Annotated in this window: 15 protein-coding genes; 9 read left to right on the forward strand and 6 right to left on the reverse strand. The window is 63.6% G+C overall.

Annotation, left to right across the window (positions count from 1 at the left end; all coding sequences use genetic code 11):
• Entirely contained in the window at positions 1 to 3,324 is a 3,324-nt protein-coding gene (locus tag IRI77_RS29330) for a glycosyltransferase (protein ID WP_194448520.1), read from the reverse strand.
• A 249-nt stretch (positions 3,325 to 3,573) separates the two neighbouring features.
• Here IRI77_RS29330 and IRI77_RS29335 point away from each other — a divergent pair, with 249 nt between their 5' ends.
• Positions 3,574 to 4,416 (forward strand): FecR domain-containing protein, encoded by an 843-nt coding sequence (locus tag IRI77_RS29335; RefSeq protein ID WP_194448521.1) that lies wholly within the window; start codon positions 3,574 to 3,576, stop codon positions 4,414 to 4,416.
• A gap of 54 nt (positions 4,417 to 4,470) precedes the next feature.
• Here the strand turns inward: IRI77_RS29335 and IRI77_RS29340 are convergent, their stop codons facing one another.
• Positions 4,471 to 5,778, reverse strand: a complete 1,308-nt coding sequence (locus tag IRI77_RS29340; RefSeq protein ID WP_194448522.1) for an ATP-dependent 6-phosphofructokinase — start codon at positions 5,776 to 5,778, stop codon at positions 4,471 to 4,473.
• 58 nt (positions 5,779 to 5,836) lie between these two features.
• On the opposite strand from IRI77_RS29340, the gene IRI77_RS29345 reads away from it, so the two are divergent.
• Positions 5,837 to 6,859 carry a Gfo/Idh/MocA family protein gene (locus IRI77_RS29345; RefSeq protein ID WP_194448523.1) on the forward strand — a complete coding sequence of 341 codons (1,023 nt, stop codon included), beginning with the start codon at positions 5,837 to 5,839 and terminating at the stop codon, positions 6,857 to 6,859.
• Positions 6,860 to 6,876: 17 nt separating this feature from the next.
• Positions 6,877 to 7,710 carry a fumarylacetoacetate hydrolase family protein gene (locus IRI77_RS29350; RefSeq protein ID WP_194448524.1) on the forward strand — a complete coding sequence of 278 codons (834 nt, stop codon included), beginning with the start codon at positions 6,877 to 6,879 and terminating at the stop codon, positions 7,708 to 7,710.
• Here IRI77_RS29350 and IRI77_RS29355 read toward each other — a convergent pair.
• Together IRI77_RS29355 and IRI77_RS29360 are read right to left on the reverse strand one after the other, a co-directional pair.
• The gene (locus IRI77_RS29355) at positions 7,707 to 8,099 is read right to left on the reverse strand and encodes a nuclear transport factor 2 family protein (protein ID WP_194448525.1); all 393 of its coding nucleotides are present in this window, start codon (positions 8,097 to 8,099) and stop codon (positions 7,707 to 7,709) included. The two genes, IRI77_RS29350 and IRI77_RS29355, sit on opposite strands and share 4 nt — an antisense overlap.
• Positions 8,100 to 8,101: 2 nt before the next feature.
• Positions 8,102 to 8,638, reverse strand: a complete 537-nt coding sequence (locus IRI77_RS29360; RefSeq protein WP_194448526.1) for a carboxymuconolactone decarboxylase family protein — start codon at positions 8,636 to 8,638, stop codon at positions 8,102 to 8,104.
• Between the two features lie 90 nt (positions 8,639 to 8,728).
• On the opposite strand from IRI77_RS29360, the gene IRI77_RS29365 reads away from it, so the two are divergent.
• Genes IRI77_RS29365 through IRI77_RS29375 form a run of 3 tightly spaced genes read left to right on the forward strand, consistent with a single transcriptional unit; the run spans position 8,729 to position 14,405 of the window.
• Positions 8,729 to 10,366 carry a sigma-54-dependent Fis family transcriptional regulator gene (locus IRI77_RS29365; RefSeq protein WP_228486379.1) on the forward strand — a complete coding sequence of 546 codons (1,638 nt, stop codon included), beginning with the start codon at positions 8,729 to 8,731 and terminating at the stop codon, positions 10,364 to 10,366.
• Positions 10,367 to 10,420: 54 nt separating this feature from the next.
• Entirely contained in the window at positions 10,421 to 11,749 is a 1,329-nt protein-coding gene (locus IRI77_RS29370) for a sugar porter family MFS transporter (protein WP_194448527.1), read from the forward strand.
• Positions 11,750 to 11,795: 46 nt separating this feature from the next.
• Entirely contained in the window at positions 11,796 to 14,405 is a 2,610-nt protein-coding gene (locus IRI77_RS29375; RefSeq protein ID WP_194448528.1) for a glycoside hydrolase family 2 protein, read from the forward strand.
• Positions 14,406 to 14,457: 52 nt separating this feature from the next.
• Here the strand turns inward: IRI77_RS29375 and IRI77_RS29380 are convergent, their stop codons facing one another.
• Positions 14,458 to 16,413 carry a glycoside hydrolase family 127 protein gene (locus tag IRI77_RS29380; RefSeq protein ID WP_194448529.1) on the reverse strand — a complete coding sequence of 652 codons (1,956 nt, stop codon included), beginning with the start codon at positions 16,411 to 16,413 and terminating at the stop codon, positions 14,458 to 14,460.
• Positions 16,414 to 16,563: 150 nt separating this feature from the next.
• On the opposite strand from IRI77_RS29380, the gene IRI77_RS29385 reads away from it, so the two are divergent.
• The 3 genes from IRI77_RS29385 to IRI77_RS29395 all read left to right on the forward strand — a co-directional run bounded on the left by IRI77_RS29385 (position 16,564) and on the right by IRI77_RS29395 (position 24,195).
• Positions 16,564 to 19,854, forward strand: a complete 3,291-nt coding sequence (locus tag IRI77_RS29385) for a TonB-dependent receptor (protein ID WP_194448530.1) — start codon at positions 16,564 to 16,566, stop codon at positions 19,852 to 19,854.
• 215 nt (positions 19,855 to 20,069) lie between these two features.
• A complete protein-coding gene (locus IRI77_RS29390) occupies positions 20,070 to 22,433 on the forward strand; it encodes a glycoside hydrolase family 95 protein (RefSeq protein ID WP_194448531.1) in 2,364 nt (787 codons plus the stop codon).
• A gap of 529 nt (positions 22,434 to 22,962) precedes the next feature.
• Positions 22,963 to 24,195: an ATP-binding protein gene (locus tag IRI77_RS29395; protein ID WP_407674008.1), complete on the forward strand. Its 1,233-nt coding sequence runs from the start codon at positions 22,963 to 22,965 to the stop codon at positions 24,193 to 24,195.
• A gap of 41 nt (positions 24,196 to 24,236) precedes the next feature.
• Here the strand turns inward: IRI77_RS29395 and uvrC are convergent, their stop codons facing one another.
• Complete coding sequence (gene uvrC, locus IRI77_RS29400; protein ID WP_194448532.1) at positions 24,237 to 26,063, reverse strand: excinuclease ABC subunit UvrC; 1,827 nt, start codon at positions 26,061 to 26,063, stop codon at positions 24,237 to 24,239.
• Between the last annotated feature and the right edge of the window lie 13 nt (positions 26,064 to 26,076).

Below are 26,076 nucleotides of genomic sequence, written 5' to 3' on the forward strand. Positions count from 1 at the left end.
CTACGTTCCAACGGACGCTTTGCGCTCCAGCTTGCCCCAGCCGACGAGTCGGCCCTGGATGGCGTAGAGCACCGATTTCCCGATTACGTAGTTCATCAACTGGCGGTAAAACAGACGCTGCGGGAACAGCAGCAGCAGGTCGCGCGGGCTTTCGCCCTCCAGGTAATAGGCGAGGAATCCGGTCAGCAGTTCCACGCCGAAGAACGCGAAATAGTAAAGCAGGATCACGGGCCAGTTGCCGGCAAAGAGCGTGGCGATCATGGCCAGGTCGGCCAGCGGCGAGATGGCGCCCAGCAGCACCTGGAAGATCCAGATGCTGGGCAGAGCTACAAATCCCAGCGATCCATAGGAGTAGTTGAACAGCGCGTCGCGATGCTTCCAGGCGGCCTGCATGGTTCCGAACGACCAGCGGAAGCGCTGCTTGGCCAGGCTGCGGATATCCTCGGGCGCTTCCGTGTATGCCACGGCACTCTCTTCGTAACGGATCTCATAGCCGAGTTTGCGGATCGCCAGGGTCAGGTCTGTGTCTTCGGCCGAGGTGTCGTGACTAAATCCGCCGGCTTGCTGGACGAGCGATTTCCGCCACGCGCCGACGGCGCCGGGCACGACTGTGATGGCATTGACCAGGTCGAGCGCACGGCGGTCCAGGTTGAAGCCGTAGATGTACTCAATCGACTGGAAGCGCGTGAGCCAGTTGTGCCGGTTGCCCACTTTGGCGTTGCCGGAGACGGCGCCCACTTTCTCTGATGAGAAGTGCCGCACGAGGTGTGCGATGGTGCTGGCGCCGAAGATCGTATCCGCGTCGACGGCCACCAGGATCTCATGCCGGGCGGCGGCAATCGCGCGGTTCAGGGCGGCGGACTTTCCGCTGTTCTCCTGGCTCAACAGCGTCACGCGCGCATCGGCCCCGTACGCCTCTTTCAGCACCTGGAGAGTCGCATCGCGCGAGCCGTCATCCACCACCAGTACCTCGATATGGGGATAACCGTTGGCCAGCACGGATTCCACGGTGCGGCGGATCACCTTTTCCTCGTTGTAGGCCGCGATCAGCACGCTCACGGGTGGCAGGAAGGTCTCGTCGAAGACGCGGCGGCGCGTCTGCCTCTTCTCGATGACGGCCATGGTGGCGTAGGCGAGGCTCCGCAGCAGTGTCAGGAAGATTACCGAAAGGAAGGCCACGCCTAGCAGGTAGCCCATCAGGCCCTTGAAGTCGAGCGCCTGGCCTTCGATCAGCGCCCAGCTTCTCTCGTCGCCGGCCGGCTTCGGCATGATCTCATCCCGCGACTTGCCCAGCAGTTCGCCGATCGTGACGAAGCGATAGCCCTGGGCATGAAAGCTGTCGATGATGCGCGGCAGCGCCTCCAGCGTGGAGGTGCGGTCTCCACCCGCATCATGGAGCAGGATGACGCTGCCGTTATCCTTCTCCTCCATCACGTCCTGCAGGATGGCGTCGGCCGTGATGCCTTTCTGCCAGTCCCTGGGGTCGATGCGCTCGCCCACGGTGAGGTAACCCATCTCCTGCGCACGGCGCACCGGTTCGATCTCCTGCGGAGTCTGCGGTTCACTGTCTGCGTTATAGGGGGGACGGAACAGAATGGTCGATCGGCCGACGGCATGCTCGATGATGCGTTGCGTTGCGTCGAGCTCCAGCCTGGTTCGCTCCGCGGACGTCAGCGCAATGTTGGGGTGCGAATAGCTGTGATTGCCGATCTCGTGGCCTTCCGCATACATGCGCCGCAGCAGTGAGGGCTCGGCCTCCGCATTCGCACCGACGACAAAGAACGTAGCGTGGACCTTCTTTGCTTTGAGGATGTCCAGCACCGCTGGTGTGAAGCGGCTATCCGGGCCGTCGTCAAAGGTGATGCACAGCCGCTTGTCCTTCGCCTTGCCGTAGCTCTCCATGACGTAGTAGGTGGGCGCGGAGAGATACTGCTCGGCAAATGAGCCATCCTGGTCTTTCCAGATGCGCCGCTTGCCTTCGTGCGGCGTCTCGGCGATGCGAATGATCTCTCCCTCGCCATACTGGTTGACGCTCTGTTGCACGCCTAGGGTGTCCAGGATCGAGGTGTCGAACGTGTGTGCCGGCCAGTTGGCGTGCGAGAGAACATGCCACATGCCGGGATCCTCGCCGCCCAGGCGCCAGATGCCTACGCCGCGGAAGCCGCGGTCCGCCACTTCCACTGCATGGTTCAGGGCCGTGATGGCATCCAGGAACCAGACCTCATGCTGGGCTCCGGCAAGCGTGTAGCGCAGCACCGGGTTGTCGGTGTCGTCATCCCATTCGACGCTGGTCTTATTGGAGACCGAAGCGGCCATCACGTCGTTGAACGCCACCTCCGCGGCGCCGCGACCGCCGATCACCCAGTCGTAGCCGTAGTTCCCGACCCCGATCACCACCTTACTCGCCGGAGCCTGTGTCAGCAGGCGGTCCAACTGTTTCTCGAACCACTCCTGTGACGCCACCGGACCCGGCGGTCCGCTCTGGTAGTGCTCGTCGTACACCATCGGCACGATGAAGTTGCAGATCGAGGCCAGGCGCCGCAGATCGTAGGCATCGTCATCCGTCGGCACTGCCTGGGTGACCATCAGGCCGGCGGGCTTGAGCTTGTCACTCACCTGGGCGACGAAGTCGGCAAGCTTGGCCCGGTCCACCCGCTTCGCCATCTCCAGGTCGATCATCACTCCGGCGAACTTGTGCTCGACGACATTGCTGTAGATGTTGTCGGCCAGATTCTCGCGGGCCGCTTTGTTGTTCAGCAGCTTGTGCAGGTCGTCCGCGCGCCAGCCATCGCGGAAGTTGGTCAGCATCGCCAGCACCGGCAATTCCGCCTGCCGGGCGATCTCGATCACTGTGGGATCGGACTCGTCTTCGATGTCGCCGTGGGCGTTCTTCAACACCAGCCACTCCGGAGCCAGGTGCGTCAGATGCCGGGCGTTCAATCGCAGCGAGACCAGGCTGGCGCGATCCCAGTTCACGTAGTAACCGACGACGATCGGCTTGTCCTCCGCCACGCGAGCGGCGCGCACCGGCCGGGCCACCGGCGAGGCGCTGCGGACATACTTCAGGTCTTTCGCCGCCTTGCGCATCTTGAACGGGATGTTCTTTTCCGCTCGTTCGCCTCGAATGATGCTCGGCACTTCCCCGAAACTCGTGATGTGCTGCACAATCGGCAGGCCGAGAACCGGCAACTGCGGGCTGGAGAACGCAGCCAAACCCAGCAGGACAACCAGCATGGCAACGACGATCGCGGCGGTGCCCAGCGCTCGGCGGAAGCGCGCCCGGCGCCGTCCGGTGGGGTCGTGAAAGACGATTCTGCGTTGCATAAGCACCAACCGGAAACCGCGGCGGCCTGTTCGACGCCCGCCCGCTGGATAGGCCAAATTGCGGCCGCCACCTCATCCTGTCACGGCGCGCTGTGAAAGAACAGCACAGGTGGTGGATGTGGGCCACCTGCTGGAATTCAGCCACCACCTGCCAGTCCTTCCCCTTCGCAAATTCTTTGATTCCAGGCTGCTTACGGTTTGGCTGCCAAATTGCACTAGCAGGGATAGAGAGTTTTAGGAGAGCAACCAATGCGTGCCCCAATGATGAAACAAACGTGGCTGGGTGTTGCCGCGGTAGCCTTACTGGCTATGCCCTTGTCCCTTTCTGCCCAAACCGGCAGGCGTACCACTTCCGATAACGGCGGCGTGGGTGTCGCTCGCGTCAGCATGGTGGCCGGCGATGCCACCCGCCGGCACGGCCGCGACCGGATGACCGCTGAATCCGGCATGCCCCTGGTGAGCGGCGATTCCGTCTCCACCGGACCCGCCTCCCGCGCGGAAGTCCGCCTGGACGATTCAAACTACATTCGCCTCGATTCCAACAGCGAGATCCTGTTGAAGCAACTGGGCGAGCGTGCTTTCCAGATCAACGTCGTGAACGGCTCAGTTTCGTACACGATGATGAAGTACGGCGAGGCTGATGTGGACCTCCGTACGCCCAATGCCAATGTTGTGCCCCAGAAAGACGGCACTTACCGCATTGAGGTGATGGGTCCCAAGGAGAGCAAGATCATTGTGCGGAACGGCGAAGCCGAAGTGCTGACCCCCGCGCAGAACCTGCATGTGAAGAAGGGCAAGAGCTTCGTGATCAGGGAGTACGAGCACGGCGCACGCCAGGAGATTGTGTCGGCGCCCGGCAAGGACGCGTTTGACGAATGGGCGCAACGGCGTGACAGGATGCTCGGCGACGGGCGCGGCCGCTACGCCGGCGGACCCTGGTATCCCGGCCGTGTGCATGTCGGCGTAGGCTGGGGCGGCTATCCCTACTGGGGATCGTATTGGGGCGATCCGCTGTGGGGACCCTACTGGGGCGGCTACGGCTTCTACCGGCCTACCGTCATTGTCCGCGGTGGCGGCGGGCATCGCCGCTAAACTGCATCGGTGGCGCGAACTGGGGGGAGCCGCCAGGGCTCCCCTTTTTCGTCTCTACAGCCAGCTCGCCGGCTGACCCGTCACTGCCAGAACACCCTTCCAGAGAGCCCCTTCCAGGCCCACCTTCTTCCGGCCATTCGTCGCCATCTCCATCGGCACATGCACCATCCGGTTGTGCACATACCCGATGATCAGCCCGGACCGTCCGGCCATCGCCGCATGCGCCGCATTCCTCGCCAGCATGTCGCACAGCACCGCATCGTCCGTATTGGCGGCCAGGCCACGGATCGCATAGCTGGGGTCGATGTAACGCACGTTGATCGTTTGGCCCTGCGCCTTGAAGTGGGCGGTGATCCGGCCTTTGAGGTGAATCCCAATGTCCCCGAACTTCACGTTGCCGGACGCATCCACTTCCAGGGAATCCTGAGCCAGGATACTCTGCCCCGCGCCCTCGGCCACAACAATCACCGCATGGCGTTTCCGGGCCAATCGTTGTTCCAGCACGGCCAGCAGCCCGCGCTCGCCCTCCAGCGCGAACTCCTGTTCGGGGATCAGGCAGTAGTTCACCTCACCGCTGGCCAGCGTGGCGCCGGCCGCGATGAAGCCCGAGTCGCGGCCCATCAGCCGCACCAGGCCCACGCCATTCAGCACCGCGCGCGCCTCGGTGTGCGCAATGTCGATGATGCCGCGGGCACGGTCCACGGCCGTACCGTAGCCGAAGGTTCGCGAGACGTATTGAATGTCGTTGTCGACCGTCTTCGGCACGCCCACCACAGCCAGCGGGTAGCCCTGTTTCCGCGCCTCCGCGTGCAGCTTCAACGCCCCGCGCTGCGTCCCGTCTCCGCCAATCGTGAACAGCATCTGGACACCCAGGTTGCGCAGGTACTCCAGCATGACGGCCGGATCCTCAGGCCCGCGCGAAGTCCCGATAATCGTTCCGCCGATCTCATGGATGTCGCTGACATCGTCGACATCGAGTTCCATCGGGGGGTAGCCGTGCGCCGGATTCAGGCCGTGATAGCCATAACGGATGCCCATCACGCGCTGCACGCCGTAATGGCAGCGCAGGCTCAGCACCAGTGAACGGATCACGTTGTTGAGGCCCGGGCAAAGCCCGCCGCACGTCACAATGGCCGCGCGCGTCTGCGCCGCGTCGAAGAAGATGGATTCGCGCGGTCCGGCCTTCTCGAACAGCAGATTGCCCTCTCGCTCCTGCTCCAGGTCGACCGTAATCTGCAGCGGAATGAACTGGCTTTCCTTCACGAAAACATTCGGGTGTTCGGGGTCGGCCTCATGCAGCTTCAGGGGAGAAGGGTGTACGGTATCTCCGAGCCGGTCAACGGCTACGATTCGTGGTGTCATCCTATGCGCCAGTCTATCCACTGGAGGACGGGCCCGCCACGATAGAATCGTCGTCGCCATGACCTCACTCACCCGCCGGACCTTTCTCGCCGCCGCTCCGGCCCTGGCTCAGCCGCCGGCCCGCAAGATCAGCATCGCCTTCCTGGGCGCCGCGCACTCTCACGCGGAAGGAAAAATCGCCGTTGTACGGGCCAATCCGGCCTTTTCCCTGGCCGGCATTGTCGAAGACGACCCGAAGTTCCGGGCTCGCTACGAGGCTGCGGGGCTGCCCCTGATCACGCGGGAAAAAGCGCTGACTGATTCCGCCATCGAAGTGATCGTGGTGGAGTCCGAGGTCAAGCGTCATGCCAGGGACGGCTTCGCGGCCCTGAACGCCGGCAAGCACGTCCATCTCGAAAAGCCGCCCGCCGACAACATGACCGAGACCCGTACGGTGATCGAGGCCGCACGCCGGAAACAACGGCTGCTGCAGCTCGGCTACATGTGGCGGCATCATCCGGGCATGAACCTGATGCTCGACGCCGCCCGCCAGGGCTGGCTCGGCGACATCTATCTCATCAAGGGCATGATGAACACACTCATCACCGCGGAGCAGCGGCCCGAGTGGAACCTGTTCCCGGGCGGGCAGATGTTCGAACAGGGCTGCCATCTCTTCGACCCCATCACCCGCCTGCTGGGCAAACCCGCGAAGATCAGCTCCGTCCTGAAGACCAGCGGGGATTTCAAGGACACCCTGAAAGACAACACTGTGGCCGTCCTGGAGTATCCACGCGCCGTCGCCGTCATCACGACCGCCGTCCTTCAACCCACGGCGAACCCCTACCGCTGCCTGGAGATCTTCGGGACTAACGGCACGGCGGTCCTGCGCCCCATTGAACAACCTGTGCTTGAGATCGACCTGGCCAAGCCCGCCGGGCCCTACAAAGCCGGCCGCCAGAAGGTGGATTTGCCGCCCTTCCGCCGCTATGAAGGCGACTTCGCCGAATTAGCCCGCTGCATCACGGAGCACAAGCCGCTATCCGTGACGCTGGAACAGGAGTTCATCCTGCAGCAGGTGCTGCTCGAAGCTTCACACATGTAAAGGATACAATCAGGCCCATGGCACGCATCACCCGTCGTACGCTCCTGGCCGCGGCGCCCGTCCTGGCTTCGGCCGCACCGGCACCCACCGGCGTCACGCAGTTTGTGCGTTACCTGCGAGGGTCCGAACCCACCCACGGCATCGTCGAAGGCGACCTCATCCGGCGCATCACCGGAGACCTGTTCGGCTCGTTCAAGACAACCAAGGAGACGGTGAAGTTCAGCACCCAGAAGCTGCTCTATCCCGTGCAGCCGTCCAAGGTGCTGGCCGTCGGGTTGAACTACAAGTCGCACATCGGCACCCGAACGCCGCCCGTGAATCCGGAGATCTTCTACAAGCCCATCACCTGCCTGCAGCATCCGGGCGCGGACATCGTCATTCCCAAAGACTCGAAGAACACCCACTACGAAGGCGAACTCGTCATCGTCATCGGCAAACACATCCGCAACGCATCAGCGGCCGATGCCAAGGACGCCATCTTCGGTGTCACCTGCGGCAACGACGTCAGCGAGCGCGACTGGCAGAACGGCGCGCAAAAAGACCTGCAGTGGTGGCGCGCCAAAGGCGCCGATACCTTCGGGCCCTTGGGGCCCGGCATCGTGCGCGGACTCGACTACGCCAACCTGGATCTCTCCACCAAGCTGAACGGTAAAGTGGTGCAGCACTCCAATACGTCCGACCTGCTGTTCGACTGCCCCACCATCGTCAGTTTCATCAGCCGCTATGTCACGCTGCTGCCCGGCGATTTGATCTATACCGGCACGCCGGGCTCCACCCAACGGATGAGCCCGGGCGACACAGTGGAAGTGGAGATCTCCGGCATCGGGACGCTCTTCAACCGCGTGGTCTAGAGGATCCGGCGCTCCGTCTCGTCGATGGCGGCGTCGTTGATACTCGCCAGCCGGCGGCGCATCAGCCCGTCGTCGTTGAACTCCCACAACTCCACGCCATACGACCGGTACCACTGCCCGGCCGCGTCGTGCCATTCATACTCGAAGCTCACCGCGATGCGATTCCCGCGGAAGCCCCATAGCGTCTTCTTGAGCTTGTAGTCGAGTTCCCGCGTCCACTTCTGGCGGAGGAACTCGACGATCTCCGCGCGGCCCTTCACGAAGGTGGTCCGATTGCGCCACTCCGAATCTTCCGAGTAACCCCGCGCCACCCGCTCCGGATCGCGCGAGTTCCAGGCGTCCTCGGCAAACTGGACGCGATTCAGTGCCGTTTCCAGTGTGAATTCCATGGCTATTGCTCCAGGGAGACCAGCGGCCAATCGAGTTTGGTCTGGGCCACGTTGTTGAAGTAGTTGGTGAAGATCATCAGCGCCACATTGGCGACGATCTCGGCGATCTCCTCATCCCCATACCCCGCTTCACGGATGTCCGTAAAGGCGCCATCGGTTACCCTCCCCCTCTCCGCCACAATGGCCAGTGCGAAGTCGAGGGCGGCTTGGGCTTTGGGATCGACGGACTGACCCTTGCGTGCGGCCGCCAACTCCTCGGGCGGCAGGCCGCGCAGCTTGCCCATGGTGGTGTGGGCAGACAGGCAGTACTCACAGCCGTTCGCCTGGGAAACCGCGATGGCGATCTGCTCGCGCAGCTCCGGTTTCAGGGTGCCTCCTGCAAGAGCGCCGGAAAGGCTCAGTGCGCCGCTCAGGACGGCGGGCGACTGCGCCATCACCTTCATCATGTTGGGAACTCGCCCCAACTGGGCTTTGACGCCGTCGAGAAGCTCTTTGGCCTTACCGGCCGTGGTGGGGTCTACTGCGCTGATTCGTGACATGCCCTCTTCAAAGCAACCCGGTAGCCAATCTGGATGTTATTGAATATAAAGGGCCTTGCAGATTGCCTGGATCATGAAAATTCAAGAATCATGAAAATTCATGGGTCGGTTGTGAAGTTTCAGCATCCATTGCCCATGGACATCACCATGCTGCCGTCGATCATCCTGGCCATCGCCGAGCAGCGCTCCCTGGATGCCGTCCTCGACTCCATCATCCAGGCCATCGTCCAGCAGCCCGAAGTGGGCCTGGCCCGCATCTGGTTAAAGGAGAATGGCTTCTCCTGTCCTGCCTGCGACGGAACACCAGAGGTCGCCCTGCACCTGCGAGCCAGCGGCGGCACTCCGCTGGAGGCTGGCGTCGATTGGCATTACACGACCGGCCGCTTCCACACCGTGCCGCTGGACTCAAAACTGAAGATCGCCCAGATCGCCGGAACAGGCCGCGGCGTGCGCATCGACGATCTGGCGGCCGACTCGCAGTGGGTGGGCGAGCCCGATTGGATCCGCCGCGAGCAACTCGTCAGCTTTGCCGCTCACCCCATGGTCTTTCACGGCGAAGTCCTGGGCGTTCTGGCCGTGTTCCGGCGCGTCATTGCGGATGACGCCTGCTGGGAGTGGCTGCGTGTTCTGGCCGATGCCGCGGCCGTCGCCGTGGCCAATGCCCGCGCCTTTGAAGCGGCGGAGAAACTCCAGAAGGAACTCCAGTTGGAGCGCGACTACCTCCGCGAAGAGGTCCGCGAAGTGGGTTCGTTCGGCGAAATCCTGGGCAACAGCGCGGCGCTCCAACGGGTCCTGCGCCAGGTGGAAATGGTGGCGGCGACCGAGGCGACAGTGCTCATCCTGGGCGAAAGCGGCACGGGCAAGGAACTCGTCGCCCGGGCCATCCACCAGCGCAGCGCCCGCGCCCGCAAACCCCTGGTCAAAGTGAACTGCGGCTCCATCCCGCACGAGCTCTTCGAAAGCGAGTTCTTCGGACACGTGCGCGGCGCATTCACCAGCGCCGTCAGCGATCGCCTGGGCCGCTTCCAGTTGGCCGACGGCGGCACGCTCTTCCTCGACGAGGCCGGAGAGATCCCCATGGACCTGCAGGCCAAGCTGCTGCGGGTCCTCCAGGAAGGCGAGTTCGAACGGGTCGGCGAGAACGTCACACGAAAAGTGGATGTCCGCGTGGTGGCCGCCACCAATCGCGACCTCAAAGAGGAGGTGGCGAAGGGCCGCTTCCGGCTGGATCTTTACTACCGCCTGGCCGTCTTCCCGCTCGAGATGCCGCCACTGCGGGATCGCCGGGAAGACATCCCGGAACTGGCCGCCCAGTTTGTCCGCCACGCCGCCGCACGCTTCCACGTGGCCGAACCACGCCTCAGTCACAGGGAGCTGCAGCGGGCCATGCGCTACGACTGGCCGGGCAACATCCGCGAACTCCAGAACGCCGTCGATCGCGCGGTCATCCTGGCCCGCGATGGCCGGCTCGAACTGGATCTGCCCGATGGACCCGCGGCCGAGCCGGCGAGGATCCCTCTCGAACTGGCCGACGTCGTGCCGGAGCCGCGTTGGCGCGAAATGGAGAAGGCGAACCTCACCGCCGCCCTGAGGCGCACCAATTTCCGGGTTTCCGGTCCGGGCGGCGCGGCTGAACTGCTGGAACTGCATCCGGCCACCCTCAGCTCGCGCATGAAGGCGCTGGGGATCCGCCGCCAGCCGGATCGGTCTCCGAACCCTGGTTTGTGATACATTCGCACCTTGCGCGCGTCTGGCCTGTCCCCAGCGCGCAGGCCGCCTTTTATGAAGCTCAACTCCTATCTGTTGAAGGCCACCATCGTGGCCGCCCTGGGTGGGCTGCTCTTCGGATTCGATACCGCCGTCATCGCCGGGGCTACCCATGCCCTGACGGCCGTTTACGCCCTCACCCCCAGCCTGCTCGGCTTTACCGTCGCCTCCGCTCTCTACGGCACCATCCTCGGCTCCATCTTCGCGGGCATCCCCGGTGACAAATACGGCCGCCGCGCCAGCCTGCGCGTGCTGGCCGTCTTCTACCTCGTCTCCGCGCTTGGCTGCGCCTTTGCCTGGGATTGGTACTCCTTCGTCACCGCCCGCTTCCTGGGAGGCCTGGCCATCGGCGGATCCTCGGTCCTCGGGCCCATGTATATCGCCGAAATCGCGCCCGCCCGTTGGCGCGGCCGCCTGGTCGGCATGTTCCAGTTCAATATCGTCTTCGGCATCCTGCTCGCTTACCTCTCCAACTTCCTGGTGGGCCTCGCCGGCTTCGGAGACTCCGAATGGCGCTGGAAGCTGGGTGTCGCCGCGATCCCCGCCGCCTTCTTCCTGGTGATGCTCTTCACCATTCCCGAGAGCCCCCGCTGGCTCGTCAAAATGCGCCGTGCGCCCGAGGCCAGCGAAGTGCTTCGTCTCAGCGGCGAGCCGGACTACAAGCAGGAACTCAGCGACATCGTCACCTCCATCGACGCCGACCACGGCCGTGCCAACGAGCCGCTGTTCTCCTGGAAATACCGCTTCCCCATCTTCCTTGCCGTCACCATCGGCATGTTCAACCAGTTGAGCGGCATCAACGCCATCCTCTACTACCTGAACGACATCTTCGCCCAGGCCGGCTTCTCCAAGGTCTCCGGCGACCTGCAGGCCGTCGCCATCGGCGCGACCAACCTGCTCGCCACCATGCTGGCGATGACGGTCATCGACAAGATCGGCCGCAAAACCATGTTGCTGGTCGGGTCCGTCGGCACCGCTATCTGCCTCGCCGGCGTCTCGTGGATCTTCGCCTCGCACGCCAACCAGCATCTGCTCGTCTGGCTTCTGGTCGGCTTCATCGCTTTCTTCGCCTTCTCGCAGGGCGCGGTCATTTGGGTCTACCTCAGCGAGGTCTTCCCCAATCGTGTCCGTGCCAAAGGCCAGTCGCTGGGCAGCTTTACTCACTGGGCCGCGAATGCCGTTATTTCGGGCATCTTCCCGGTGATCGCTGCGACCTCCGGCGCCGCGCCCTTCGTCTTCTTCGCTGTCATGATGGCTGTCCAGTTCTTCGTGGTGCTGCTGTGGTACCCCGAGACCAAGGGCCATTCGCTGGAAGCGATGCAGAAACGCCTGGGTATCGAATAGTCAAGATCGTGGCGGCCGGCGGAGTTTCGGATATAGTGGTCCGTGAATGCGGCGTGCAATCCCTCTTCTCCTCCTGGCTGCGGGCCTCCTCCAAGGTCAGGCCGCCCGCCTCGATCTCTCGGGCGAATGGACCTTCGAAGGCGGCAAAATCTTCCTGCCCGGCAGCACCGACCAGGCCGGCTACGGGAAGAAGACCGACGGACCCGAGAAGGGCTGGCTGTCCCGCCCCGCCACTTTCGAAGGCGCCGTCCATTTCGAACGCACCATCCTGATCCCCGAGCCATGGCGCGGCCAGCACATCACCCTCTTTCTCGAACGCGCGCACTGGCAGACCATGCTCGAAGTCGATGGCCAGAACCTCGGCACCCGCAACAGCCTCTCCACGCCGCACATCTACGATGTCTCGCAGGCTCTCACCCCGGGGCTCCATAAGCTCCGCATCGAGGTCGACAACACTTATCAGATCGACGTCGGCCGCGACGCCCACAGCGTCGGCGAACACACGCAAACCAACTGGAACGGCATCATCGGCCGCATCGAACTGCGCGCGACTCCGCCGGTCTGGATCGAAGATGCCCAGGTCTACTCCCAGGGCCGCGTCGAAGTCACCCTGCGCAACAACACCGGCCGCCCGGTCGACGCCGAACTCCGAGCCGGCAACTCCTTCCTGAAAGTCACCGCTCTCGAGGCCGAGCGCAAAGTCGTCCTCACCCTCCCGCCCGACCCGGCCGCGAAGAAGTGGGATGAGTATGAAGGCAACCTGCAATCCCAGGAGATCACCCTCACAGCGGGGACCCTCTCGCAGCGCTACCAGCTCAACTTCGGGATACGCGACTTCACCACCGCCGCCGGACAGTTCTGCCTCAATGGCAGGCCCCTGCTGCTTCGCGCCACCCTGGAGTGCAGCATCTTTCCCCTCACCGGCTATCCGCCCACCAGCGAAGCCGCCTGGGACCGTCTCTACCGCATCGCCCGCGAGCACGGCCTGAATTCGTTCCGCTTCCACTCCTGGTGCCCGCCCGAGGCCGCCTTCGCCGCCGCCGATCGTGCCGGCTTCCTCCTCTATGTCGAACTCCCGGTCTGGAGCGGCAAGGCCGGCCTGGACGAGAAACTCGACGGCTTCATGCGCCAGGAGGGCTTCCGCATCCTTCGCACCTACGGCAACCACCCGTCGTTCATCGCCATGGGCCTGGGCAACGAACTGCGCGGCGACTTCAAGTTCATGGACAACCTGGTCGGCGAGTTCATCCAGGCCGATTCGCGCCGCCTGTTCACCTTCTCCGCCGACTATGTGCGCAAGGTCCCCGGCGAAACCTCCGAGTTCTACATCGCCCAGAGCACGAAAGGCGGCTACCTCCGCATTCACAGCGACCGTTGGGACAAGACCCCCACCGGCACCGATCTCGACTATGCAAACCGGCTGGAAGGCATCAGCGTACCGGTCGTCGCCCATGAACTCGGCCAATGGGTGACCTACCCCGACTACCGCGAAATCGCCAAGTACACCGGCGTCCTGAAGCCGCGCAATCTGGAGGCCTTCCGCGCCCGGCTGGAAGCCCAGGGCATGCTCGACCAGGCCGAAGCGTTCCAGCAGGCCTCCGGCCGCTTCGCCTGGCAGCTCTACAAGGAGGACATCGAGGCCGTCCTGCGCACGCCCTCCATCGGCGGCTACCAGTTGCTGCAGCTTCAGGACTTCCCCGGCCAGGGCGAGGCGCTGATTGGCCTGCTCGACTCCTTCTGGGACTCCAAGGGCCTGCTCACCCCGCAGCAGATGAACAGCTTCGCCGGACCCGTCGTCCCGCTCGCCCGTTTCTCCAAATTCGTGTGGACCAATGACGAGGTGTTCACCGCGAAAACGGAAGTTGCGAACTACGGCAAGCGCCCGCTGGCCGGCGTAGCCCGTTGGACTCTCACCGATGAAGCCGGACAATCCGTCGGCAATGGTACGCTTCCGGCCGTCAAAGCCGCCGTCGGTGAACTCACGCCTCTGATGGAAATCCGTGCGCCGCTGTCCGCTCTCCACCGCGCCACCCGGCTCAAGCTCACCGTCTCCATTTCCGGCTATCAGAACGACTGGGACATCTGGGTCTATCCCAAACAGCTCGACACCGCGAAACCTCCGGGAATCCTCGTCACTTCCTCCTTTGACGAGGCAGCTCGCGCTGAACTCGCCCGCGGCGGCCGCGTCCTGCTGCTTGCCAGGTCAGCCGGCCTGCCCATGGCCTTCCAGCCCGTCTTCTGGTCCCTCAGTTGGTTCCCCAAACAGCCCGGCACCATGGGCATTCTTTGCGACCCGGCGCATCCGGCGCTGAAAGGCTTCCCCAACGAGGGCCGTTCCAACTGGCAGTGGTGGGAGCTGACTCACGACTCCAAGGCGTTCCTGCTGGACAACCAGCCCATGGCGCTGCGGCCCGTGGTCCAGGTCATCGACGACTACCACCGCAACCACCGTCTCGGCGCGGTGGTCGAGGCCACTGTAGGGAAGGGAAAGCTCCTCGCCGTTTCGCTCGACCTCGAGTCTGATCCGGAGCACCGGCCCGTCGCCCGCCAGCTTTACCGCGCATTGCTCGACTACATGAGCAGCCCCGCGTTCGCCCCGGCCGTCGAGCTTACAGCCGTCCAGGTCGAGCAGATCCTCAAGCCTTCAAACCCCTAACGCCGGCGATCCACTGAAGCAGCGCGGAATCCAACCGCCGGTGGTCGGCGGGCTAGCGCGCGGGCTGGTCCTTCGAAGCCGTCGGCGCTGCCACCGCCGGAACCCATACTTCCATCCGCGCTGGACCTCGATTGTGGAATACGTAGTACGGCACGAACGTCAGCTCCGCCGGAGTACCCGGCCTCAACTCCTTCGTCGAGTAAAGCGGAGCCGACTCCAGAGGCGACCCAAACGTCAGGCCCTTGTGGTGCAGCACCGTGATCCCGCCCAGCAGCTCGGGCTTCTCCTCCGGCACCAGCGCCGCGGGCAGCGACATCGCCGCGTCGAACACCTGGGTCCCCGCCTGATCCTCCTGCTCCAGGCAGTACACCAGCGGACCCCGCTGCACCGCCACCTTGCCGTAGTCCTCCGGCACCCTCGGATTCGCCCTCAGCAGCCGCGGTTCCATATCCAGCGCCACCCGCACCCGGTCTCCCGCCTTCCATTCGCGCCGCAGCGGCAGGTAACTGTTCGGAGTCCCCTTCACCTCCGCCGGCTGGCCATTGATCGACACGGTCGTCTTCTCTGACCAGCTGGGGATCCGGACATACAGCGTGAACGTCTCCGCCTTCGCCGGGCTCACCACGATCTCCACCTGCCCCGTCCAGGGCTGGCCGGTCTTCACCTCCGCCTGCACGCCCGTACCGGATTCCAGCCTCCAGACTAGTTTACTGTTGTCAAAAAAATGAACCCACAGTCCGTTTTTTGAAGTGGAGTAGAAATATCCACCCAGCGCCGCGAACGTCCGCTGCAGGTTCGGCGGACAGCAACACGTGTCGTACCAGGAGTTGCGGATCTTCTCCCCGCCGCTCGACAACGGGTTCCGGTAACAGTACAACGTGCCATCCAGCGACATGCCGGAATTGATCCCGTTATACAGCGCCCGCTCCATCACATCCGTATACTTCGCATCTCCGGTAGCCGCCAGCATCCGCTGGTTGAACAGGAACCCCGCAATGGCCGCGCACGACTCCGTGTAAGCCTGCCGGTTCGGCAGTTCATACGCGTCCCCAAACGACTCTCCGGAAGACCGGGAACCTACGCCCCCCGTCACGAACATCTTGCTGTTCACCAGGTCCGCCCACAGGGTCTGCAAGGTCTTCCAGTACGCCGGATCGCCGGTCTCCAGGTAGTAGTCCGCCGCCCCCGTAGCGGCATACAACGCGCGCACCGCGTGCCCCTCGAACTGGGTCCGTTCCGTGAACGGACTCCCGCTGAACATGTACTCCAGTTGCGACGGCCGCAGCTTCAACCGTTCCCGCTCCACACCGCTCAACAGATAGCCTGCAAGCTTCAGATAACGCTGGTCGCCCGTCGTCCGGTACAACTCGGCCAAGGCCAGTTCCAGCTCCGGATGGCCCGTCAACAGCGGCTGCTTGCCCGGCCCCGTATCCCGCAGCAAATACTCCACAAATCGTATCGATCCGTCGAGCAACTTCCGCTTTCCGGTAGCCCGGTAATACGCGATCGCCCCCTGGATCATGTGACCCAGGCAGTACAGCTCGTGGCCCGATGTCTGCTGCTGCCAGCGCTGCCCGGCCCGCTCCTCCACCCAGTAGGTGTTGAGGTAGCCATCCGGCTGCTGCGCCGCCAGGATCACATCCACCAGCCGGTCAATGGTCGCTTCCAGCTTCGGATCCGGCCGGCTCGTCAGCGACCACGCCGCGCCCTCGATCCACTTATAGAGGTCCGAATCCGTATACAGAGGACCCCTCCTGGGCGTGTAGTCCGTCGCCGATCCCAGCCTCCGGAAGTTGTCCACCACCCCGTGCTCTTCCAGCAGCGTCAGCAGCGTGGGAATCGATCTCTCAATCGTGATCCTCTGCCTTTCTGTCCAGAATCCGCCCGTCAGTTGGACCGCCCGCACCGGCACCGGATGCAGCTTCGCCTGGGGGCTCCGCGACAGCTCCAGCAGTCCTTCATCGCGCCACGCGGGCTGGCCAAATATAGGAAAAACAAGGAGAAACAAGAAAGCACTAGGGCGCATGCTTGAGTTGTACCAAAACAAAAACCGGATCGCCACATGAATTCCAGATGAAAAAAATCACAGCGTTTCAAAAAACTGGAAACTGGTTCACTTTGATGCTACACTCCATCTCGAATGCGTCTGGGAGTTCAAATGCACCATAGACTTCTTGCTTTGTTTTGCGTGTTGGGCATGTCTCTCTTTGCCCAGAACCGTGGCTCGATCTCGGGCGAGGTTCTGGATAGCACGGGAGCCCTCATCCCCAACGCGAAGGTGACTGTGTCGTCGCCAGGCATCGGCGTGACGCGCGACACAGTTAGTAATGAAAACGGATACTTTACCGTCCCCACGTTGCAGGCCGGCGACTACGAAGTCAGGGTCGAAGCAAGTGGGTTCAAGGTGTTGACCCGTACGAACATCAGGCTGGACTCGGATCTAGCGCTCAACCTCAAGCTCCCGATGGAAGTGGGCCAGGTTTCCGAACGGGTGGAAGTCACCAGCGACGTCCCCATGGTGGAAACCTCCAACGGCGAAGTCTCGCGCACGCTCACCATGCAGCAGTTGCAGAACTTCGCTCTACCGGGCCGCAATCCTTTCTATATGCTCGGCATCATGCCGGGTGTGATCTCGCGCTACGGCAACTTCATGACCGACTTCCGCGGCGGCAGCTACTCCATGGGCGGCCTCCAGGTGAACGGTCAGCGCAAGGACACCAACTTCATCGCGGTCGACGGCATCAACAACGGCCGCAACCGCGACGGCGTCCAGCAGAACAACATCCTCGGTGTCGACTTCGTGGAAGAAGTGAAGGTGGAAACCACCCACTACGCGGCTGAGTACGGCCGCTCCACCGGCGCCCAGATCAACTTCATCACCCGCCGCGGCATGCAGGACTACCACCTCTCGCTCTACGAGTTCTGGTTCTCCGACGGTTTCGCCGCCTGCCCCTATGTCGTGGGCTGCGCCTCCAAGGGCCGCATCCGCTACCACAACTACGGCTACACCCTGGGCGGTCCCATCTACATCCCCGGCAAGTGGAACAAGGAGAAGAACAAGCTCTTCTTCTTCGCCGGCCTCGAAGGCCGCTACACCGCCGGCTTCAACCAGAAGACCTCCATCCTGCCCACCACCCTGGAGCGCAACGGCGACTTCAGCAACAGCACCATCAAGCCCATCGATCCGCTCAGCGGCGCGGCATTCCCCAATAACGTCATCCCCGTCTCCCGCATCAGCGGCCTCGGCAAGGCGCTGCAGAAGATCTACCCCGACCCCAACTACACGGGCCCCGGCGGTAACTACTACGCCAGCAACAGCCAGCCCACCGATAGCACGGACATGGTCTATCGCGTTGACTACAACATCAAGCCCAACTGGCAGTTGAACGTCCGCACCCTGCCCGGGTCGCAGGACTTCACTTCCTACTTCGACAACACCGGCAACAACATCCCGTTGTTCCAGGTGCACCGCAAGCGCTACGGCGACAACTGGGTGGCCAGCCTCAACACCGCCATCAACTCCACGACCATCAACGAGTTCAGCGCCGGCTACTCGGCCTATCGCGAAGGCTTCGACATCATCGGGAACGGCGGCAAGCGAGCCACCTACGGGCTCACCATCCCCTCCCTGCTGTCCATCAACAATCCCGACCGCATCCCGAATGTCAGCATCGCCGGCTATCAGGGGCTCGGTTCCGGCCAGGCCAACTACGCCCACACGCCCACCTTCATCGTGCGCGAGAACTTCAGCAAGATCATGGGCGCCCACACCATCAAGGCCGGCTTCTACTTCGAGAATATGAACATGAACGAAGTGAACAACCCCAACGACAATGGGACGTTCTCTTTCGGCAGTTCCTCGTCCAACCCCAACGACTCCAAGAACGCCTGGGCCAACGCCCTGCTGGGTTACTACAACTCATACAGCGAGACCGGCCCGGCCGTGCAGACCGTCTATAAGGCCTTCGACCGCGAGTTCTACGTCCAGGACAGCTGGCGCGTAAATCGCCGCCTTTCCGTGGAGGCCGGCCTGCGCTACGCCCTGATCTCCCCCTGGGGCGCCAAGCTGAACAACCTGGTGGCGTTCATGCCCCAGTTCTACGATCCCAGCAAGGCCCCGCAAGTGGCCGCCAACGGCGCCATCGTCAACGGCACTGGCGACCCCTACAACGGCCTGGTCCTGCCCGGCTCCGGCTTCCCCGACGCCGCCAAGGGCCGCATTCCGCAGTACGGCGACTCTTCCATCACCGCCCTCTTCCGCGGCGTGCCCAACCAGTTCAACCCCCTCCGCAAGACCAACTTCCAGCCCCGCTTCAGCGTGGCCTGGGACGTCTTCGGCAACGGCAAGCTTGCCGTCCGCACCGGCGCCGGCATCTTCCAGGGTGTCACCGGCATCGCCTACTCCGGCTGGTACCTCGGCGCTCGCGCACCGCTGACGCTGAACCCCACCGTCACCAACGGCAATGCCGACAACCCGGGCAGCGGTGTCGCCAACACCACCCGCTTCCCCATCGACGCGGGCGCTCTGCCCACCGACTACAAGATGCCGACCATGTATAACTACAGCTTCGGCATCCAGACCATCCTGCCTTACAAAACGCAGTTGGATATCAGCTACGTCGGCAACGCCGGCCGCCACCTCTCCTATCAGCGGCCGCTCAACTTCCTCACGCCCGACCAGCAGGCTGCCCACGTCGGCGTCGACCTCCGCCAGTACATGCCCTACCGCGGCCTCAACAGCCTGAACATGGTCGAACCCTCGGCCACGTCCAGCTACAACTCGATGCAGATGTCGGTCCGTCGCCGCACCGGAGCCTTGACCTACGCCGTCTCCTACACGGTCGGCAAGATCATCGGCTATGGCAATGAGGGCGTCGCCGGTGGTCCTCAGGATCCCCTGAACGTCCGCGCGGAGAAGTCGGAACTCGAAGAGAGCCGCCGCCACTACGCCGTCATCAGCCACACCTACGAAACTCCCTGGTTCAAGAGCCAGCAGGGCTTCCTGGGCCGCATCCTGGGCGGCTGGAGCGTCTCCGGCGTCTGGACCCTCACCAGCGGCCGCCTGTTCGCGCCCACCCTCACCAGCGTGGCCGGCAACGTCGCCAATCGTCCCAACGTCGTGGGCGACTGGTACATCGACCCCAATCAGCGGTCGCTGTTCAAGTACTTCAACACTTCCGCCTTTGCCCGGCCCGCCTCCTGGACCTACGGCAACTCCGGCAAGTGGGTCATCCGCGGACCCGGCTCCATCGACCTCAGCGCGTTCGCTCTAAAGAACGTCCGCGTCGCCGAGAAGATCAACCTCCAGTTCCGCGCCGAAGCGTTCAACGCCATGAACCACATGAACCTCGGTGGCTTCAACACGCAGTTGGGCAGCTCTTCCTTCGGCCAGATCAACGACGTCGGCACGCCGCGCTACATCCAAATCGGCGCCAAGCTGATGTTCTAACCCGATCATCCAAGCCTGTTCAGAAACGCCCCGAGCCCAACGGCCCGGGGCGTTTTCTTGCTAGGAGGGAACGGAGCTGCCCAAACGGAGCCGCGATCGTAAGAGAGCGGATAGCCCGCGACCAATCCGCAACGACCCAATCCAGACGCGACCCCCACCAGCCCGCAAGCCCGGAGCCCGCCCCCACCCCGTCTCCAGTAAACTTGGATCGTCCCATGCCACCGCAAGACCTTTCCCGCCGGGCTTTCTTCACCAGCACGCTCGCCACCCTCACCACTACGGCCACCCTCCGAGGCGCCGCCCCCGCCCCGGACGCCCCGCTCACCCTCTGGTACCGCCAGCCCGCCTCCACCTGGGTCGAAGCCCTCCCCGTCGGCAATGGCCGCCTCGGCGCCATGGTCTTCGGAGGCGTCGAAAAGGAACGCATCCAGCTCAACGAGGAGACCGTCTGGGCCGGCCACCCCCACGACGGCAACAACCCCATCGCCCGCCGCAACCTGCCCGACGTCCGCCGCCTCCTCTTCGAGGGCAAGGAGCAGGAGGCCACCGAACTCGCAGGCAACACGATGATGGGCGTTCCCAAAACCATCCAGAGCTACCAGACCCTCGGCGACCTCTGGATCGAACTCCCCGCAGCCACCCAGGCCACCGAATACCGCCGCTCCCTCGACCTCGACCAGGCCATCGCCGCCACCACCTTCCTCCTCAACGGCGCCCGCGTCACCCGCGAAGTCTTCGTCTCCGCCCCCGACCAGGTCCTCGTCGTCCGCCTCGCTTCCGAAAAACCCCTCCAGGCCCGCATCCGCCTCGACCGCCCCGCCCAATCCCAAACCACAGCCGACCCCGCCAACGCCCGCCGCCTCTTCCTCCGCGGCCAGCTCGGCGAGGACGGTCTCCGCTTCGAAGCCCACCTCGACGCCACCGTCACAGGCGGCACCCTTCAGTCCGAGGGCAACGTCCTGGTCGTCGAAGGAGCCACCGAAGTCGTGCTCCGCCTGGCCGCCGCTACCAGCTACCACGACCAGCCCTGCGAAGTGATCCCCGCCAAAACCCTCGCCAAGGCCCCCAAGGCCTGGCCGGAGCTCAAGGCCCGCCACCTAGGCGACCACCAGGTCTACTTCCGCCGCGTCTCCCTCCAACTGCCCGCCAACCCGGCCCTGTCGACCCTCCCCACCGACGAGCGCCTGAACAAGGTCAAAGCCGGCGAACGCGACGAATCCCTGGCCGCCCTCTACTTCCAGTACGGCCGCTACCTGCTGCTCGGCAGCTCCCGCCCCGGCACCCTGCCCGCCAACCTCCAGGGCGTCTGGAACGAGCACCTGAAGGCCCCCTGGAACAGCGACTACCACACCAACATCAACCTCCAGATGAACTACTGGCCCGCCGAGGTCACCAACCTCTCCGAGTGCCACCTGCCCCTGTTCGACTACATGGATTCGCTCGTCCAGCCCGGCACGCGCACCGCCAGGCTCCAGTACGGAGCCAAGGGCTGGGTCGTCCACCACCTCTCCGACATCTTCGGCTTCACCCAGCCGGCTGACGGCACGCAGGGCATCTGGCCGATGGGCGCCGCCTGGCTCGCCCAGCACCCCTGGGAACACTACCGCTTCACCGAGGACCGCGACTTCCTCGCCAAACGCGCCTACCCGCTGATGAAGGGCGCCGCCGAGTTCATCCTCGACTTCCTGGTCGAAGCCCCGGCCGGCACGCCCGTGGCGGGCATGCTCGTCACCGCCCCCTCGCACTCGCCCGAGAACCGCTTCCGCAAGCCCGACGGCACGGTCTCGATGTTCACCTACGCGGCGACCATGGACAATTCCATCATTCGCGACCTGCTGGGCAACGTGATCGCCGCGTCCAAAATCCTGAACACGGACGCCGACTTCCGTGCTCGCTGCGAAGCGGCCCTCGTCCGCCTGCCCCCGCTCAAGATCAGCCAGCGCACCGGCCGCCTCATGGAGTGGGTGGAGGACTACGACGAGCCCGAGCCCCAGCACCGCCACGTCTCCCATCTCTTCGCGCTGCACCCCAGCGAGCAGATCAGCGTGAGGAAGACGCCGGAATTCGCCGCCGCGGCCCGCAAGACCCTGGAAGTGCGAGGCGACAAATCCACCGGCTGGTCGACCGCCTGGAAGATGAACTTCTGGGCCCGCCTCCAGGACCCCGAGCGCGCCTACAAACTCTGGACGATGCTGATCACCACCTGCACTCTCCCGAACCTGTTCGACACCCACCCCCCGTTCCAAATCGACGGCAACTTCGGAGGCACGGCGGGCATCGCCGAAATGCTGCTGCAGAGCCACTCCGGCGAGATCCACCTGTTACCGGCCCTCCCGGCCGCCTGGGCGGAAGGGAAGGTCACGGGGCTAAGGGCGAGAGGCTCGGTCGATGTGGACATGGAGTGGAAAGGCGGAAAGCTAAAGACCGCGCAACTCCGGTCGCGGGTGCCGCGAACTCTACGAGTCCGTTGCGAGTCTGGCTTGAAGCTGAGGCAGGGAAAGCAGGAAGTGAAGACGAGGACAGAAGACGGAGCCATGGTCTTCGATGCGGCGGTGAACCGCGTGTACACGCTCTCCTGAGCCATCGCGGAATCTCGAAGTACCCGCACAGCCCAACGCCACGAACTACGAAAGTGAGGGACTGGTCCAAGGCCGCCCGGTGCCGCGAACCGGCTGCAAATTGAGTCGCGCACGTCAGTAAGCGGATAGCCAGCCGAAACTCCGCAATCAACTCAGCAGTGCGACCCCTTGCCGGAACGCCTTCCACGAAGGCACTCAAGGCCCTCCGCAAGTCGAAAACGAGTGAATCATCGCCTCTCACCCAGTCAGGGAACGTAAGTGACGGGCTACTCGCATCCCCTCAACGGAGCACCCGCCGGCAACCCGCATCGCCCCCGGGCCCCTACCCCAGAGCCGCACACCCTACTCGGAAGTTTTGCATCCTACTCCACTTCCGAGTAATATGCAGAGTAGTGGACCTCGTCACCCTGCTTACCCGGCAGGAAGGCAAGCCCCCCGAGTTCAAGCGCGATCTCTCCTCCCCCCCGACCGAATTCTCAAAGCGATCGTAGCGTTTGCCAATACCTCCGGCGGCATCATCGTACTGGGGGTGGAGGACGGTACCAGAAAGGTCGCGGGGATTCGTAATGTCCTGGCGGAAGAGGAGCGGCTCGCCAATCTGATTGCGGACAGCATCACGCCCAAGCTCGTTCCGTCCATCGAGGTGCTGCCCTGGCGAAAAACTCAGGTCTTGGCGGTCGAGGTCTATCCCAGTTCCAATCGGCCGCACTACCTGACTCGGCTGGGTCCGGAGCAGGGCCTCTTCGTTCGCGTAGGCTCCACCAACCGCCGCGCCGACTCCTTCCTGATCGAGGAGATGCGGCGCTACAACCGGATCTCTTCCTTTGACGAGCAGCCGATGCCTCAGTTGAACTCGGAAGGCATCGACTTCCGAGCTGCTTCCGAGTTCTTCAAGCCAGCTCGCAAGCTGACAGCGCATGGTCTACAAACACTGAAACTAACCGCTGCCTACCAGGGAAAAACGGTGCCGACGGTGGGCGGCATCCTGCTGTTCGGCTCTGATCGGCTGAACTACTTTCCCGATGCCTGGATTCAGGTCGGCCGGTTTGCGGGCCGCGACCGGCGCCGGTTGGTCGATTCAAAAGAAGTACGGTCGTACCTGCCCGCCGCAGCCGAAGAAGCAATTGGATTTCTCCAAAAACACATGACTCGCGAAGCGGTCATTGGCCCGGTCAAGCGAGTCGACCAATGGACATATCCCGTCGTTGCCGTCCGCGAGGCCATCATGAATGCGATCGTTCATGCTGACTACGCCCAGCAGGGTGCGCCCATTCGAGTCGCCCTCTTCGACGATCGGTTGGAGGTGGAGAACCCCGGACTCCTCCCGTTTGGGCTGACCATCGAAGACATCCGGAAAGGGGTATCCAAACTCCGCAATCGTGTCCTGGGCCGGGTATTCCAGGAGCTTGGCTTGATTGAGCATTGGGGCAGTGGCATCCAGCGCATGACCGCCGCCTGCCAGGACCGTGGGCTCGCCGCTCCTCACTTCGAAGAAATCGGCACGCACTTTCGGGTTACGCTTTCCTCCAAACGGATACACGAGCCACCCACCGATAGCCGCGATCAGGCCATCCTCAGCGCTCTGGCCGCCAGTGGTGGGCAGGGGCGCTCTACCGCGCGCATCGCCAAGGAAATTGGGATGTCCCCGCGTGCCACGCGAACGAGGCTTGCTTCGTTAGTGGAACGTGGGCTGGTGGTGGAGATTGGCAGTGGACCACAGGATCCCCACCGCCGCTACCACTCCGCGTCTGACTCGGCGTGAGAACACCGAGGGTTCCAGATCCGGATCTTCGCTTCCCCCGGCTACCCCTCCACTCCCGTAGCCAACCCCGCCAACGCCGCCCTCAACTTCGCCGCCGCCACCTTCCCGATCGCCGCCGCCAGCTCTTCCTCGCTCGCCGCCTTCACGCCCGTCAAACTCCCAAACGTCTTCAGCAGCTTCTCAATCGTCTTGGGCCCCACTCCCGGAATCTCCGCTAGCTCACTCGTCAACGTCCGCGCATCCCGCCGGCTCCGGTGGAACGTCACCGCAAACCGGTGCGCCTCATCCCGGATCATCTGCACCAGGTGCAGTACCGGCGAATTCCGCTCCAGCAGGATGGGCTCGTCTTCCTGCCCATAGACATACAGCGTCTCTTCCCGCTTCGCTAGCGACGCCAGCGGCTGATTCAGGATCCCCAACGCCTCCAGCGCCGCCGCCGCCGAGTGCAACTGCCCCAGCCCGCCGTCGATCAGCACCAGCCCCGGCATCGGCTTGTCTTCCGCCTGCAGCCGCCCATACCGCCGCGTCACCACCTCATACATCGACGCGAAGTCGTCATTGCCCACCACCGTCCGGATGATGAACTTGCGGTAGTCCGACTTCTTCATCCGGCCCTCTTCCCACACCACCATGCTCGCGACCTTGTCAGTGCCCTGGATATGCGAGATGTCGAAACACTCGATCCGCTTCGGAGCATCCGGCAGATTCAGCGCCTCTTCCAGCGCCTCGCTGATCGCCGCCGATGTCGGCCGCAGCACCCGGAACCGCTGCTCAAAGCTGTGCCGCGCATTCGACCCCACCAGCGCCAGCAGCGCCCGCTTCTGCCCGCGCTGCGGAGTATGGATCTCCGTCTTCTTGCCCCGCTTCTCGCTCAGCAGCTCTTCCAGTACCTCGCGATCGTCCAGCTCCAGAGGCACATGGATCACCGCCGGCACCGGTTGCCCCGCGCTGTACACCTGCATCAGCAGCGTCGTGAAGAACTCCTGCGGCTCGTACTCGCTCAGGTCCTCCCAGAAGAACTCGCGCCGGTCGACGATCCGCCCGTTGCGCAGATGGAACAGGTTCACCGCCACCTGCGGCGGCTCGGCATACGACGAGAAGATGTCGATATCGTCCCCCGACGCCGCGGCCATCTTCTGCTTCTGCTCCACCTCTTCCACCGTGTGGATCAGGTCCCGCAGCGCCGCCGCCCGCTCGAACTCCATCGCCTCCGACGCCTGCTCCATGCGCTTCCGCATCTCCGACGCCAGGTCGTGCGTGCGCCCTTCCAGGAACATCCGCACGTCCCGCACATGCTCGGCGTAGATCTGCTCCGTCGTCAGCCCCTGCACACACGGACCCAGGCAGCGGTGAATGTGAAACTCCAGGCACGGGTGCGTGTGGTTCCGCGAGAAGTCCACCGTGCACGACGGGATCTTGAAATGCCGGTGAATGAAGTTCACCAGCCGGTGCGCCAGGTTGCCCGGAAAGTACGGACCGAAGTACGTGCCGTCCTTCCGCAGCCGCCGTGTCACATACACCCGCGGCCACTTCTCGTTCGTCAGCTTGATGTACGGATAGGTCTTGTCATCCCGCAGCAGTACATTGAAGCGCGGCTTGTACTGCTTGATCAGGTTGTTCTCGAGCGCCAGCGCCTCCTTCTCGTTATCGAGCAGGATGTAGTCGAGATCGTGCGCTTCCCTGATCAGGCTGCCGGTCTTCGCCTCCGCCAGCCGGTCTTCGTTGAAATAACTGCGAACACGGTTTCGCAGGTTCTTCGCTTTACCCACATACAGCACCGTCCCGGCGGTGTCTTTGTACAGGTACACGCCGGGCTGCAGCGGCAGTTGCGAAGCTTTCTCTCGCAGCTCATCAACGCGGGAGCTCATCTATGGGGCCTAT

Source organism: Paludibaculum fermentans, assembly GCF_015277775.1.
In the GTDB taxonomy this organism is placed as follows: Bacteria; Acidobacteriota; Terriglobia; order Bryobacterales; family Bryobacteraceae; genus Paludibaculum; species Paludibaculum fermentans.